Genomic DNA, 13,375 nt, shown 5'->3' on the forward strand with positions numbered 1-13,375 from the left:
TGGATGCGGGTCACTGCGCCGCGATGGCTGCGAGGCCCTCGGCGAGCGGGGTGGTCGGTCGGCCGATGAGAGCCTTGAGCTCCCCGCTGGTGTGGGCGAGGAGACCGTCGCGGATGCCCGCGTCGAGGGCCACCAAGAACGCGACTGTGCCCTCGTCGAGCCCCGCTCCCCGGAGGGAGACAGCGTGTTCGTCCGTGCTGAGGGCCTGGTAGTGCACCGGTGAACCGATCACGTCGGTGAGGGCATCGGCGAGCTCGGCATGGGTCCATGCGTAATCGCCGGAGAGTTCGAACACACGCCCGGCGGTCTCGTCATCGAGCGCGACGACCGCGGCTGCTTCAGCGAAGTCGCGTCGGCTGGCGCTGGCGACGCGGCCGTCTCCGACACTCGCCGTGATCACACCCGACTGCCGTGCGATGTCGAGCGTGGTCGCGTAGTTCTCGGTGTACCAACCGTTGCGGAGGATGGTGGCGGGGACGCCGGATGCGGCGATGGCCTCCTCCGTGGCCTTGTGCTCGGGAGCGAGGATCAACTCCGAGCGACCAGCGTCCAGGACGCTCGTGTAGATGATCCTGCTGGCGCCGGCCGCTGCGGAGGCGTCGATCACCGCAGTGTGCTGGGCGACACGCTGCCCGACGGCATCGCTCGAGATCAGGACGACGACGTCGCCGGCACCGATGACGTCAGCGATCGTGCTCGGACGGGTGTAGTCGAGCACGGCGGTCCGGACGCCCAGTGTCGCGAGGTCTGCGAGGCGAGTGATGTTGCGTGAGGTCGCGATGACCGACTCGGGGTCGGCCCCGCGTTCGATGAGAGCTTCGACGACGAGGCGGCCGAGCTGGCCGGAAGCGGCGGTGACGATGATGGACACGAGGTCTCCTTCTGCGATCTTCAGCGGGTGATCGCAGCATCGCAGGAAACTCTCCTGTACGGAGGTACGCACCTTTTTGTAAGGTACTTACATGGATGTCGGAATCGTGGAAGCCCCTGCACCGCCCGTGCAGGATCCGGATGCGTTCGCGCGCTTCCCAGCGGCGTGTCCTACGCGAGTCGTGCTCACCCACGTCACGAGTCGGTGGGGTGTCCTCGTGCTCCTCGCGCTCGAGCCGGGCAGCATGCGCTGGGGGGAACTTCGACGCACCATCGAGGGGATCAGCGAGAAGATGCTCGCCTCGACCCTGCGGACGCTGGAGCACGACGGGATCGTGAACCGGGTCGCGCAGCCCACGATCCCGCCTCGGGTGGACTACTCGCTCACCGACAGCGGTAGCGAACTGGCAGCTCGACTCGTTCCCCTCATGGACTGGATAGTCGAGCACGCCGACGCCATCGTCGATCGGCCGTCCGGCGACTGACACCCCGCGGTCCTGAGCGGGATCTGTGTCACGCTGCCGCCGGGCTCACGACGGCGAATCGGCCGCGGCGCTGCGAGCGGAAGCGGACCAGTCAGCGACCCAGTCGGGCACAACGAGATCGTCCCCGTCGAGGAGAGCGCGGAGATCGTCGGTCACGACGGGGCCGTCGTGTCGCGTCAAGAACTTCGTCCGCACGACGGCGTGCGCGTGCAGGTTTCCGCGTCGAACGAAGGTCTGCTCGGTGTAGCTGCCGTGATCGTCGGAACCGAGGTACCTCGTGCGGAGTTCGAAGCGCTGGCCGACTCGGAGGGGCCTCCGGTAGGTCACCGTTTGCTGCGCCACGACCGCTGCCCAACCTCTGGCCCGGGTGCGACCGAAGATCCCGGTGCGTCGGAGCCACCGCAGTCTGCCGAGATCCATGATCGTGAGGTAGCGGCCGTTGTTCATGTGGCCGTACACATCGAGGTCCCCGACGGTCACGCGGAAGATGGTGGTGTCGGTCTCGTGGATGTTGAGGCCTCGTCGGAAGCGCTGTCCGAAGAGCACCAGAAGAAGTCGGAAGTACAGGTTCACGGGGCTCCTCGCCGGCGAGTCGTGTCTTGACGGCGCTCGGTTCCGAAGCGCCCGCGGTCGCATGGCCGCGGTCCTGCGGTCGCATCACGCCATACGACCGTATGTCGAAAAGTGGGTCCTGCTCGATGAGGGCATGCTCAGTGAGTGAGGCCTGTTGTGGCAGCCCCGCGATCAGCCTGACCGATGGGGGTGCGCGGGCGGGTGCGTGCCGAGCCGAGCCGAACCGAACGGCAGCATCGAACTCCTTGAGGTTCTGTAACGAGCAAAACCGTTTTGTACGTTACAGTGAGTCGCATGAGTGAATTGAGCTACGACGTTCTCGTGACCGACGGACCGGAGTGGGCTGGTGACGCACGGCTGCCTGACGGCCGCCCTCTGGTGTGGAACCCAGGCAGCACGGTCCTGATCTCCGGGGCGGAGCACGCGGTGCTCGTTGACGCACCGTTCACCCACGAGCAGATCAAGGCGGTCGGTGATTGGGTCGAAGCGTCCGGCAAGACACTGACGTCCATCTACGCAACCCACGGCCACGGTGACCATTGGTTCGGTGGACACGCCCTGGTGGAGCGGTTCCCGTCGGCGACGGTGGTCGCGACGAAGCAGACGATCGCGATGATGCACCAGGAGGCGACAACGGGCCGCGAACAGCTGTGGGACCAGATCTTCCCGGGGCTGATCCCGGAGGCACCTGTCATCGCGGAAGAGGTTGGCCCCGACGGGTTCGACCTCGAAGGTCATCGGTTGCTCCCCATCGAGGTCGGACACACCGACACCGACGGCACCACAGTGCTCCACGTCCCGGACTTGGACCTCGTCGTCGCTGGCGACAGCGTCTACAACGGGGTGCACCAGTACCTCCTGGAGGGGCCTGGTGGCGGCTTCGAGCACTGGCTCGCAGCGCTCGACGTCATCGAAGCACTCGGAGCCCATCACGTCGTGGCAGGCCACAAGAACCGGGCACTGGCGGACAGCCCCGAAACCATCGCCGAAACCCGGATGTACCTGCGCGACGTCATGGCGCTGCTCGATGACGGTGTCACCCCGGAGCGGTTCCTGCAGGAGATGACCACCCGCTACCCTCACCACCTCAATCTCAGCCCTGTCTGGTTCGGTGGTCTCACCCTCCTGGGGGGAGCGGCTTGATGCTCGAGGGCACCGCGACGACCCGGTACGAGGCGAACCCCGCACCGGGTGACCTCGCGCTCCTGCAGGACCTCGTCAACACCGTCAGCGTCGGCCCCGGGGCTGACCTCCTGGGATCCACCGACAGCGCAACGACCTGGCTGGCGTCGATCGGCACCGGCACCGGGGCCGGCGTCGACGTTGACTCCCTCGAACGCCTGCGTCGCCTACGGACAGCCCTCAGGCGACTGCTCGGTGACGGGCCCGCGGAACACCATCAGCCAGTGGATCTCGCCCTCCGCCTGCGCCTCGACGACGACGGCATCACCGTGCCGCACGGCGGCGGTGACTTCATCGAGGCGAAGGTCGCAGTCGCGCTGCTCGAAGGGCGCGCCACGGGTGCGCTCTCGCGGCTCAAGTTGTGCGCGAACCCGGACTGCCAGGTCGCGTTCTTCGATCAGTCGAAGAACGGGGCCGGCAAGTGGCATTCGTCGGCCCGTTGCGGCAACGCGGCCCGCGTCCGTGCGCACCGAGACAGGACCATCAGCCGAACCGAAGCGAACTCGTCAACCAGTTGATCCGCTCCAACTTGACACCCCGCAACACAACTCCGCAGACACAGCAGATCGGAACAAACGCATGACCTCCAAGACCTGGTTCATCACTGGCGCCGGCCGCGGCTTCGGCCGGCAGTTCACGGTTGCCGCCCTCGAACGCGGCGACCGCGTCGCAGCGACCGCTCGGGACCTCGCCGCACTCAACGACCTCGCCGCCACCCACGGCGACCGCCTCTTCGCCATCGCACTCGACGTCACCGACGCCGCCGCCGTCCACGCGGCGGTCGACGCGGCGGCCGAACGCTTCGGCACGCTCGACGTCGTCGTGAACAACGCCGGGTACGGCCTGTTCGGGATGGTCGAGGAACTCAGCGAAACCGAACTCCGCCAGCAGTTCGACGTCAACTTCTTCGGCGCGTTCAACGTCACGCAGGCGGCGCTGCCCGTCCTGCGCGCTCAGGGAAGCGGCCACATTGTGCAGATCTCCACCATCGGCGGGGTCATCGCGTTCCCCGGCCTCGGCGGGTACAACGCCTCCAAGTGGGCACTCGAGGGCCTCTCGGACGCCCTCGCCCAGGAAGTAGCCCCGTTCGGGATCAACGTCACCCTGGTCGAACCGGGGCAGTACGGCACCGACTGGGCAGGATCGAGCGCTGTCAACGCCACCCCGAACTCGGCGTACGAGGACGCCCACCGCGCAGCCGAGGCGGCCGAAAGGAAGCGACCGGTCGAGTGGCTGGGCAAGCCCGAGGCCGTCGGCGCAGCCATGTTGGAGCTCGTCGACAACCCGACCCCGCCGCTCCGCGTCTTCTTCGGCGCCGCACCGACGGTTGTCGTCCCCCAGGTCTACGCCGCCCGACTGGCGGAGTGGGAGTCCTGGAAGGAGTTCTCCGTCCGAGCGAACGGCTGAGCCGCACCACGACCACCGCTCATCCCGGTCGTCAAGGAGCGCGAAGCGCCCGCCCGAGCCGCAGTCACCAAGAGAAGGCAGACATCGACATGACCGAAGTATCAGGACCGGGGCTCGTTGCCATCGCAGGCGCGACGGGGCGTGTCGGCAGGGTGATCACCGACGGGCTCTCCGCTGCCGGCACCGCGGTACGTGCACTCAGCCGGACACCCGCAGCGCAAAACGCTGGCACCCAGACCACGAGCGTCCACATCGACTACGCGGACCCCGAGTCGATCGCGTCCGCTGTCAACGGCGCCGACGTGCTGGTCATCAGCCTCGGCAGCTCCGACGACCAAGCCCACCAGGAAATCGCCCTCATCGACGCGGCCGCCCGCGCCGGGGTCGAACACATCGTCAAGGTCAGCTCGTGGAGCTGGCCCTCCCGCATGCACCCAATCGACTGGCATCTGCAGGTGGAGGACCATCTCGGCGCGGTCGACATCGGTTACAGCGTGCTGCGCCCCATGACCTTCAGCGCCGTCATCGGAGGTCAGGCCGGACTCATCAAGAGCGACCTGTGGGGAGGCGCTGCCGGCACGCTTCCCGCGAACCTCATCGACGTGCGCGACGTCGGAGACGTCGCGACACGCCTGATCCTGAGCGGTGCAGCGAGCGGCTCGGTCCGCAGGGCTTACCACCTCACCGGACCCGACGGGCTGAACATGGACGCCATAGCAGAGCTCATCTCGGAAGCGATCGGGCGCACCGTGACCTACACGCACCGAACCCCTGACGAACAGCGGGCCCTGCTGCTGTCACTCGGACTGCCGGAGATGGTCGTGGGGCTCCTCGTGAGCATCGACGTCGAAGCCCTTGCGTCTGGCGCCAGCACCGAAAAGACGTCCACTGTGGAAGATCTGCTGGGCCGGCCTGCCCGCTCGATCCCGGACTGGGTCGCGGAAAACGCCGAGCTCTTCCGCTGATCTCGTCCGGTAGCCGATCGGCTATCGAGACGGTCCGCGTGGGCCGGATTCGCGGCGTGCTCGGCGTCGGCGAGCGGTTAGACAACACCGTTCGGTTCGCCGTTGAACTCCCAAGGATTGTTCTGGATGCGCATGTTCACGAGATGGGGCTCGGGTAGGTCGTCCGGGATGCGGTGCTCATCGCTGGGGTGGCAGTAGAGCCATCGGCTTGCGTGGCCGATCGTGTGCTCGTTGAAGAAGCGCTCGTAGGCGGTCGTGTCTACAGGGACGAGTGTGTCTCGCAGGCCCTGGTGCGCCTCCTCGACGGGGACCAGGCCTTGGAACGGCGTCGGGTCTCCCATGATGAGTCCAAGCTTCCGAGTCAAGGGCATCGCGATGCCCCAAGCGGTCATGTATCCGACCCCTTCCCACTCGTTAGCGTCGGGCTGTGCGACCAAGCTCACCGGGGAGTCGGAGGTGACTAGCGACCTGCGATCGAATCGGACCAGCGTCCAAGGTCGTCCGATCAGGTATTTCAGAACGCCGTCGGCGGTCTTCAGCATCTGTTCGGCGAACTCCCCATGACTGACTTGTACGGGCGGCCTCTCGGGGCGCATTGCTTCATCCCACAGCTGTTGCACTTTCTCCTCGGGGACGGTCCTTTCCGTCGTGCTCGAGCCGAGCCTTGAACCGATCTCGTCCCCCGAAGCCAATCTCAAGCCGTGCGGCGAAAGCAGCGAGCGAGTCTGCCGTTCTTCGGTTCACCTGTGTCCGGGTTGCTTGCAACGCGATGAAGTACCCCAAGGCAGTGCGATCTGCGACGTCAAGTGGCCATCGGCCTTCTGCCTGCGCTGCACGACAGGCGGGGCACCAATCAACGCCGTCTGTTGAGCAGTCCCACCCGTACGATTCCGCGTGGCCGCGCGCACCGTTGTCCCGCTCGCGGACACCAGTGCCCCGCACTGCTCAGGGATCGGTCAGGGTGCCCCGGACGATCGAGTCACCGGAGTGCGCCGGATCACCGTCGTCGGCCTCGGCCGAGACGTCCACCACGGGGAACTCCGCGGTGTCGACGCCGTCGGGCACCGTGAAGCGGCCCTGGTCGCCGTCGAGGTAGCCGACGCTCACCAGTCCACCGAGGTCCGACCGCATCATCCAGACCTCGCGCAGCGGACCGGTGCCGGAGCGACCGCGCTCTCCGTGCAGGTCGACGAGCAGGGTCACCCGGCCGTCCTGGTCACGTTCGAGTTCGGCGCGGCCGGTCGTCCCCGACCAACCGGGCAGCGCGGCGAGCTCGGTGTTCGCCAGGACGGTCTCGGTGTCGCCGCGGGGGAGTCCGGGGACGACCCCCGACGCCACACCGATGCCGAGGACGACGGCGAGGACACCGACGCCGGCGATCACCAGCGCCAAGGCACGGCGACGACGCGGACGGGATCGGGGTTGGCGTGCCACGGCGTGGTGCTGCGCGTCGGACGTCGTGGCGGCGGACGCGCGTTCGGCCGCTCGTCCGGGGTCGGCCGCCGGCGCCGCAGCCTGCTGCGGCGTCCGGGCGATCTCCGCGGCGATCCGGTCCCACACGTGCTCCGGGGGCGCGGCCAGCGTGACGTCCTCGGACGCCCGGGTCACCGCGGCGACCCGCTGCAGCGCGGCGACCTCGTCGCGGCACCGGTCGCAGGACGCCAGGTGCTCGGCGACGTCGTCCGCGGCGACCTGGTCGGAGACCGCGAGCATCGCCAGCGTCTCGTCGTCGACGTGCTTCATTCGATCACCTCCAGACGTGTTCGGAGCCGAGCCAGACTTCGGTGGATGTGGCTCTTGACGGTGCCCAGCGGCAGTTCGAGCCGTTCGGCGATCTCACGATGGCTGAGGTCGTCGTAGAACGCCAGTCGCATCACGCGCCGTGGGACCTCGTCGAGCCGCTCGAGCTCGCCGGCGACCAGGGCGCGTTCGGCCAGGTCGAAGGCCGGTTCCGGCGCCGGGGTGGTCTCCTCGACCACGTCCGGGTCGGCGGCGCTGGCGTGCCGGCGACGCTCGTTCTGCGCGTCGGCGATGCAGTTCCGGGTGATGCCGACCAGCCACGCGCCGAGCGGGGCGCGGCCGGGGTCGTAGCTCGTGCTGCGCTGCCAGGCCTTCACGAAGACCTGCTGCGTGACGTCCTCCGCGGCGGCCGGGTCGGCCAGGGCGCGCAGGGCCAGCGAGTACACGAGCGACGACCACCGTTCGTAGACGGCTCGCAGGGCGTGCTCGCCCCCGGCGCGGAACGCGTCCGAGAGCTCGCTGTCGTCCGGGAGGATGGTCGTCACGTCTTCCTGTCGCTGGCGCGGTCGTCGTCGACCACGATCCGATCGTAGGGTGCGGATCGTCGCCACGGTCAGGCCGGGACCGCGGTGACGATGAGGTTGCTCTCGTAGTGTCCGGTGGCTGCGTCGAACGTCCCGCCGCAGGTCACCAGGACGAGCCGTCGTGGTCCGTCGTCACGGAACACCTCGCCCCAGGGGAGTCCCTGCTTCTCGAGCATGCTGACGGAGTCGATCCGCCACGCGGTCTCGGCACCGTCCGCGTCGGTCAGGGTGACCCGGGTGCCGGTCGGGGCGTCGCCGAGCCGGGAGAACGGGCCGATGCCGTAGCCGACCGCGTCGACGTGGGCCGCGATGACGACGGTGCCCTCGGTGGACGACGGTGCGGCACCGAACCGGTACCAGCCTGCGGTGGCCGGGTCGGGCGGGAGCGCCATGGCGCCGTCCTCGTCGACCCCCTCGGGGCGGATCGGCGCGCGGATGCCGGCGTGGTCGACCGTGATGGTGGTGGGGGCGGGGGCGTCCCGGACCGGGGGGATCGTGGCGGCCTGCTGCGGGACCTCGGTCGAGAACGCCGACGGGACCGGTGTGGGGGTGGTGGTCGGCAGGACGGACGGCTGCCCGCCGGGGGTGGTCCCGGCCGACGAGCACCCGGTCAGGGCGGCGGCCGCCACGGCGACGACGAGCGTCACCGTGGCGGACCGCACGGGGCGTGGCACGTTCAGCGGCGGGTCGCTGCGTGCCGGCGGCGGAGCACCACGGCCCCGATCGCGGCAGCGGCGGCCAGTGCGGCCGCCGCTGCGCCGACCAGGGGCAGGGGGTCCTGGTCGTTCGTGGCCACGAGACCGGCGTTCCCGGCGGGGACGCCGTTCGGCGTGCCGCCGAGGTCCGCGATCGTCTGCGTGGCGAGGGCGAGGTTGTCGTCGTCCAGGCTGCCCCAGGCGTAGACGATGGTCGACGAGCCCGCGGTGACCGCGACGTCCGCCGGGCCGATCACGGGGTCGGTGGTCCCGGTGGCGGCGACGGTCGCTGACACGGTGCCGGCCGGCAGCTCGAGTGCCTGCTCGTCGGGGTTCGACAGGTTCGACACGACGGCCTTCCCGCCGGCGAGGACGTCGACGGCCGGTGCGGCGGCGACGTGCCGGACGACCAGACGTCCCTGGCCGGCCGCGACGGCCGAGGTGTCGTTGGTGAACACCGTGGCGGTGGGTGACCCGTCCGTGGCGTCGTGGGCGACGGCGGTGTAGTTGCCGCCGGCGTCGAACGAGACGTCCGCCGGGCCGATGATCGGCTTCGACGCGTCGGTGGCATCCGAGGCGGTGATCGCGAGCTGGTGAGCACCGGCCGGCACCATCATCGGGCCGGCGAGGGTGCCCGGGGTGAAGTCGTCGATGGCACGTTCGCCGTCGAGGTACACGTCGACGGTGACGTCGGGGACGGCATGGAGGACCGAGAGCGTCGCCTCGCCGGTGGCGGCGGTCGCAGCGGTCGCGGGCAGTACGGCCGCAGCGGCGGCGAACAGGACACCGGCGCTGAGGCCGGTGGCGAGTGTCTTGCGCATGACGTGTCTCCTTCGGGCCTGTCCGGGCCGGTGCGGACGACGTCGTCCTCGACGTCGTACTCCCACTACCGCCGGAGCACCCCGATCGGATGCAGCGATTTCCTGGGGATCACCTGAGACGGCCAGAACGCGTCGCTAACGCACCCGTCGCACCCGCCGATAGTCCTCCGTGCAGGCCCACGGACGGGCCCGCATCCCGCCCCACGGACGGCGGCGGGACGATCGAGAACCAGGACGGGCCATGATCGTCGTCACACGACTGAACGGCAGCGGATTCGCTGTGAACCCCGATCTCGTGGAGCGCATCCAGGAGACGCCGGACACGACGCTCATCATGGTCGACGGTGCGAAGTACATCGTGCGGGAGTCGATGGCCGACGTCATCGACCTGATCGCCGCGTACCGGGCACGCATCGTCGGCATGGCCTACGGCACCGACCAGGCCCCCCGCACGAACACCGGCCCGCTGCCGACGCTCGCCCCGGTCGCCGCGCTCCGCTCCACGCAGCACGGTCGCGCGCTGGATGGGGGTCGCTGACGTGGACATCGCAACGATCGTCGGCATCCTGCTCGCCTTCGGCGCCCTGTTCGGCATGGTCCAGATGGAGCACGTCGAGCTCGGTGGACTCTTCCTGCCCGCCCCGATGCTGCTCGTGTTCGGCGCAACCATCGGCTGCGGCATCGCGAGCACCACGCTGAAGGACGCGATCGCCAGCTTCAAGGCCGTGCCGAAGGCGTTCACCGGCAAGGTCACCCCGCCGGCGTCGGTCATCGACGACGTCGTCGGGCTCGCCGAGACCGCCCGCGCCAACGGCCTGCTCGCCCTCGAGCAGGAGGCCGACAAGCACGACGACCCGTTCATGAAGAAGGCGCTGCAGAACATCGCGGACGGCACGGACGGTGACGAGCTGCGGATCCTGCTCGAGGACGAGATCGAGTCGAACGCGGCCCCGACCCGGAGCGCGAGCGCGTTCTTCATGGGCCTCGGCGGCTTCGCCCCGACCGTCGGCATCATCGGCACCGTGGTCTCGCTGACCCACGTGCTCGCGAACCTCGGCAAGCCCGACGAGCTCGGACCGCTGATCGCAAGCGCCTTCGTCGCGACCCTGTGGGGCCTGCTGACCGCGAACTTCATGTGGCTGCCGATCGGCGGCAAGCTCCGCAAGCTCGCCCAGCTCGAGTCGGACCGCCAGACGCTCCTGATGGAGGGGCTGCTCGCGGTGCAGGCCGGCAGCCAGCCCCGTCTGCTCGGTGAGCGGCTGAAGGCCATGGTCCCGCCCGCCGCCCGCGCCGACACGGGTGGCAAGCCCGGCAAGGCCGGCAAGAAGGCCGACGCGGCCGACGACCAGCAGCTGGCGGCCTGACCGTGAGCGCCAACCCCCGGGGCCGCGGCCGCGGTCGCGCGAAGAAGTCCCACGACGAGGCCGAGCACCCCGACGAGCGCTGGATGGCGTCGTACATGGACATGATCACGGTGCTGATGTGCATGTTCCTCGTGCTCTTCGCGATGTCCACCGTCGACCAGGAGAAGTACATCCAGCTGAAGCAGTCGCTCGCCACCGGCTTCGGCGAGGTCGACTCGCAGAAGATCGACACCGCGAGCGGCACCGTCGTGACGAAGGACCAGGTCGAGGACGGCTCCGGCTACTCGACGGACAAGTCCCAGGCCGACCACTCGACCGCCTCGTCGGGCACGAAGGACACCAACGTCGACCCCGCGTCGACGGTGGTGCCGACGACGGCGAGCAAGCAGGACCTGGCCGAGGCGAAGCGCGAGCTCGACGACCTGACGAAGCTCGAGCGTGCGATCCAGCGCAACCTGGCGAAGGCGGGTCAGACCGAGAACGTCCAGTTCACCGTGGACGCCCGCGGCCTGATCGTCCGGTTGATCGGCAGCGAGACGTACTTCGGCACGAACAGCGCGGACCTGTCCGACCAGGCGCGGTCGATCATGGACGCGATCGCGCCGGTGCTGAAGACCTCCGCCCACGACGTCAGCGTCGAGGGGCACGCCGACCAGCGGAACTCGACCGCGCCGTACGCCACCAACTGGGAGCTCAGCGCAGCACGGGCGACCGGGGTCCTGCGCGACCTGGTCGAGCGGGGCGGGATGCCCGGCGACCACGTGCAGAGCGTCGGGTTCGGGTCGAGCCGACCACTGGCGAAGGGCGGCACCGAGCAGGACCTCGCACTGAACCGGCGGGTCGACATCGTGGTCCTGTCGAACGCCGACCAGGACGTCAGCGCCCTCATGCCAGCGCTGGCCAAGGCGCAGGACGGAGCACAGCAGGGCTGAGACACGCAGCGCAGCAAGGGCTGGGACACGGAGCGCAGCAAGGGCTGGGACACGGAGCGCAGCAGGGCCGGGACACGCAGCGCGCGGAGCGCACGAGCGCTGCCGCCACCGCCCCACTACGGGGTACAGCACTGACGGGTGCCCCACAGGTGACCGATAGACGCACCCGTGACCGAGACCCTGCCAGCGCCCGAGGTGTACGACTTCGCGCGCCCGTCGACGCTGGCCCGTGAGCACGCCCGGGTCCTCGAGCTCGCCTTCGAGACGTTCGCGCGCCAGTGGGGCACGCAGCTGACGGCGAAGGTCCGCGCGGTCAGCCAGGTCACCTGCGAGCAGGTGGAGATGACGACGTACGACGAGTACGCCGCGTCGCTGCCCGCGCTCACCGGCATGGTGCTGCTGCCGATCACCGGCCTGACCCCGAAGGGCGTGCTGCAGGTCCCGCTCGACGCCGCGCTGACGTGGGTGTCCCACGCGCTGGGCGCCTCGAAGCCGCTGCCGACCCCGGACCGCACCTTCACGCCCATCGAGCAGGCCCTGGTCCGCAAGATCGTCGAGGACGCCCTCGACGACCTCCGCTACTCGTTCGGCGGGCTGCTCGCGCAGGACGTCACGGTCGGCGGGTTCCAGTTCAACAGCCAGTTCGCCCAGGCCGCGCAGAAGGGCGACCTGATGATCGTCGCCTCGTTCTCGATCCGGGTCGGCGACCGCATCGCCCCCGGCACGCTGGCCCTGCCGGCCGAGGCCGTCCTGCCGCAGCTCGGCGAGGCCGCCGCACACGTGTCGCCCGCCGACGCCCGAGCCCTGCTGGACGCGCAGCTCGAGAGCGTGCCCGTGGGCGTCAGCCTGCGCTTCGCCCCGGCCGCGGTCCTGCCGACGCAGGTCCTGCGGCTCGCCGTCGGCGACGTCCTGCCGCTGCCGCACCCGCAGCACCGGCCCCTCACCATCGCGGTCGACGGCGAACCCGTCGGCACCGCCGCGGTCGGCGCGAACGGCTCGCGCCTCGCCGGCATCGTCGTCACCACCACGAGCACGGAGCAGCACTGATGACCGAAACGACCACCCTCCACACCGCAGCGGCCGAGTCGCTCGCGGCGCAGCTCCCGACGGCCGCCCCCTTGACCGCGGTGCTCCTGCCTGGAGGCGCGACACCGGTCGTGCTCGACGCGGCGACGGACGCCGTGGTCGCCTCGTTCGTCGGCGGCCTGTCGGCCGACCTGGCGCTCGTGCTCACCGACCTCGAGTCGATCACGGCCGCCGGAGGCACCGACCACGGCATCGTGGCCGTCACGGACGTCCTGCGTCCGTCGCTCGAGGCCGCGGCCGGGGTCCTCGGCGTCGGGGTGCTCGGCGAGGCGAACCGCGAGTCGGCCGCGTCGCTGCTGGCCGACCCGGACACCGTCGTGTTCGAACTGGCCGCCGGTGGCCTGCCCGCCGGGTGGTTCGGCATCCGGGTCCGCGAGAACGGCACGGTGTCGGCGCCCGTCGTGGCGAACCTGCCCGCCGGCAACCTCGGCCGGATCAACAACGTCGAGATGACCCTGACGGTCGAGATCGGCCGCACCCGGATGTCGGTCCGCGACGTGCTCGGCATGGAGCCCGGCGCCGTCGTCGAGCTCGACCGCAGTGCCGGTGCCCCCGCCGACGTCCTGCTGAACGGCCGCCTCATCGCGCACGGCGAGGTCGTCGTCGTCGACCAGGACTACGCGGTCCGGATCACCCGCATCCTCGACGTCGCCGAAACGGTCTGACCCGCG

Annotated in this window: 17 protein-coding genes; 10 read left to right on the top strand and 7 right to left on the bottom strand. The window is 69.7% G+C overall.

All coding sequences use genetic code 11. The features are described from left to right. Positions 1-10: 10 nt before the first annotated feature. Positions 11-871, bottom strand: a complete 861-nt coding sequence (locus tag DEJ08_RS08990) for an SDR family oxidoreductase (RefSeq protein ID WP_111030032.1) — start codon at positions 869-871, stop codon at positions 11-13. A gap of 91 nt (positions 872-962) precedes the next feature. Between DEJ08_RS08990 and DEJ08_RS08995 the strand changes: the two genes are divergently transcribed. Then, positions 963-1,355, top strand: coding sequence for a winged helix-turn-helix transcriptional regulator (locus DEJ08_RS08995; protein WP_083404110.1), 393 nt, complete (start codon positions 963-965; stop codon positions 1,353-1,355). Between the two features lie 45 nt (positions 1,356-1,400). Here the strand turns inward: DEJ08_RS08995 and DEJ08_RS09000 are convergent, their stop codons facing one another. Continuing rightward, the gene (locus DEJ08_RS09000) at positions 1,401-1,928 is read right to left on the bottom strand and encodes an acyl-CoA thioesterase (protein ID WP_111046121.1); all 528 of its coding nucleotides are present in this window, start codon (positions 1,926-1,928) and stop codon (positions 1,401-1,403) included. 321 nt (positions 1,929-2,249) lie between these two features. Between DEJ08_RS09000 and DEJ08_RS09005 the strand changes: the two genes are divergently transcribed. From DEJ08_RS09005 to DEJ08_RS09020, 4 genes are all read left to right on the top strand, one after another. After that, positions 2,250-3,071 carry an MBL fold metallo-hydrolase gene (locus tag DEJ08_RS09005; protein ID WP_220035438.1) on the top strand — a complete coding sequence of 274 codons (822 nt, stop codon included), beginning with the start codon at positions 2,250-2,252 and terminating at the stop codon, positions 3,069-3,071. After that, positions 3,071-3,628 (top strand): CGNR zinc finger domain-containing protein, encoded by a 558-nt coding sequence (locus DEJ08_RS18965; RefSeq protein ID WP_071244619.1) that lies wholly within the window; start codon positions 3,071-3,073, stop codon positions 3,626-3,628. The genes DEJ08_RS09005 and DEJ08_RS18965 overlap by 1 nt, the downstream gene beginning before the upstream one ends. Before the next feature lie 61 nt (positions 3,629-3,689). Next, positions 3,690-4,517, top strand: coding sequence for an oxidoreductase (locus tag DEJ08_RS09015; protein ID WP_111054168.1), 828 nt, complete (start codon positions 3,690-3,692; stop codon positions 4,515-4,517). Between the two features lie 89 nt (positions 4,518-4,606). Then, positions 4,607-5,482, top strand: a complete 876-nt coding sequence (locus tag DEJ08_RS09020) for an NAD(P)H-binding protein (protein WP_111054169.1) — start codon at positions 4,607-4,609, stop codon at positions 5,480-5,482. A 77-nt stretch (positions 5,483-5,559) separates the two neighbouring features. Here the strand turns inward: DEJ08_RS09020 and DEJ08_RS09025 are convergent, their stop codons facing one another. The 5 genes from DEJ08_RS09025 to DEJ08_RS09045 all read right to left on the bottom strand — a co-directional run bounded on the left by DEJ08_RS09025 (position 5,560) and on the right by DEJ08_RS09045 (position 9,322). Continuing rightward, entirely contained in the window at positions 5,560-6,078 is a 519-nt protein-coding gene (locus tag DEJ08_RS09025) for a DUF4238 domain-containing protein (RefSeq protein WP_146248460.1), read from the bottom strand. A gap of 349 nt (positions 6,079-6,427) precedes the next feature. After that, positions 6,428-7,225 carry an anti-sigma factor gene (locus tag DEJ08_RS09030; protein ID WP_111054171.1) on the bottom strand — a complete coding sequence of 266 codons (798 nt, stop codon included), beginning with the start codon at positions 7,223-7,225 and terminating at the stop codon, positions 6,428-6,430. Continuing rightward, complete coding sequence (locus DEJ08_RS09035; RefSeq protein ID WP_071244624.1) at positions 7,222-7,767, bottom strand: RNA polymerase sigma factor; 546 nt, start codon at positions 7,765-7,767, stop codon at positions 7,222-7,224. Before DEJ08_RS09035 ends, DEJ08_RS09030 begins: the two co-directional genes overlap by 4 nt. Positions 7,768-7,835: 68 nt before the next feature. Continuing rightward, positions 7,836-8,468: a class F sortase gene (locus tag DEJ08_RS09040; RefSeq protein ID WP_181437706.1), complete on the bottom strand. Its 633-nt coding sequence runs from the start codon at positions 8,466-8,468 to the stop codon at positions 7,836-7,838. Between the two features lie 14 nt (positions 8,469-8,482). After that, positions 8,483-9,322, bottom strand: coding sequence for a DUF4397 domain-containing protein (locus DEJ08_RS09045; protein ID WP_071403907.1), 840 nt, complete (start codon positions 9,320-9,322; stop codon positions 8,483-8,485). A gap of 280 nt (positions 9,323-9,602) precedes the next feature. Here DEJ08_RS09045 and DEJ08_RS09050 point away from each other — a divergent pair, with 280 nt between their 5' ends. The 5 genes from DEJ08_RS09050 (at position 9,603) to fliN (ending at position 13,369) form a co-directional block, all read left to right on the top strand. After that, positions 9,603-9,860 (top strand): flagellar FlbD family protein, encoded by a 258-nt coding sequence (locus DEJ08_RS09050; protein ID WP_502869457.1) that lies wholly within the window; start codon positions 9,603-9,605, stop codon positions 9,858-9,860. 1 nt (position 9,861) lies between these two features. Next, positions 9,862-10,686, top strand: a complete 825-nt coding sequence (locus tag DEJ08_RS09055; RefSeq protein ID WP_111030043.1) for a motility protein A — start codon at positions 9,862-9,864, stop codon at positions 10,684-10,686. 2 nt (positions 10,687-10,688) lie between these two features. Continuing rightward, entirely contained in the window at positions 10,689-11,618 is a 930-nt protein-coding gene (locus DEJ08_RS09060; protein ID WP_111046112.1) for an OmpA/MotB family protein, read from the top strand. A 168-nt stretch (positions 11,619-11,786) separates the two neighbouring features. After that, positions 11,787-12,665, top strand: coding sequence for a flagellar motor switch protein FliM (locus DEJ08_RS09065; protein ID WP_084740413.1), 879 nt, complete (start codon positions 11,787-11,789; stop codon positions 12,663-12,665). Beyond that, positions 12,665-13,369 (top strand): flagellar motor switch protein FliN, encoded by a 705-nt coding sequence (gene fliN, locus DEJ08_RS09070; protein ID WP_111054173.1) that lies wholly within the window; start codon positions 12,665-12,667, stop codon positions 13,367-13,369. The genes DEJ08_RS09065 and fliN overlap by 1 nt, the downstream gene beginning before the upstream one ends. Positions 13,370-13,375: the final 6 nt, after the last annotated feature.

Source organism: Curtobacterium sp. MCLR17_054, from assembly GCF_003234335.2.
Lineage (GTDB): Bacteria > Actinomycetota > Actinomycetes > Actinomycetales > Microbacteriaceae > Curtobacterium > Curtobacterium flaccumfaciens.

Bases quoted from the DNA above. Each gene is read 5' to 3' on its own strand.
- DEJ08_RS08995 (WP_083404110.1), top strand. From the start codon at position 963: ATGGATGTCGGAATCGTGGAAGCCCCTGCACCGCCCGTGCAGGATCCG.
- DEJ08_RS18965 (WP_071244619.1), top strand. From the start codon at position 3,071: ATGCTCGAGGGCACCGCGACGACCCGGTACGAGGCGAACCCCGCACCG.
- DEJ08_RS09015 (WP_111054168.1), top strand. From the start codon at position 3,690: ATGACCTCCAAGACCTGGTTCATCACTGGCGCCGGCCGCGGCTTCGGC.
- DEJ08_RS09020 (WP_111054169.1), top strand. From the start codon at position 4,607: ATGACCGAAGTATCAGGACCGGGGCTCGTTGCCATCGCAGGCGCGACG.
- DEJ08_RS09025 (WP_146248460.1), bottom strand. From the start codon at position 6,078: ATGCGCCCCGAGAGGCCGCCCGTACAAGTCAGTCATGGGGAGTTCGCC.
- DEJ08_RS09030 (WP_111054171.1), bottom strand. From the start codon at position 7,225: ATGAAGCACGTCGACGACGAGACGCTGGCGATGCTCGCGGTCTCCGAC.
- DEJ08_RS09045 (WP_071403907.1), bottom strand. From the start codon at position 9,322: ATGCGCAAGACACTCGCCACCGGCCTCAGCGCCGGTGTCCTGTTCGCC.
- fliN (WP_111054173.1), top strand. From the start codon at position 12,665: ATGACCGAAACGACCACCCTCCACACCGCAGCGGCCGAGTCGCTCGCG.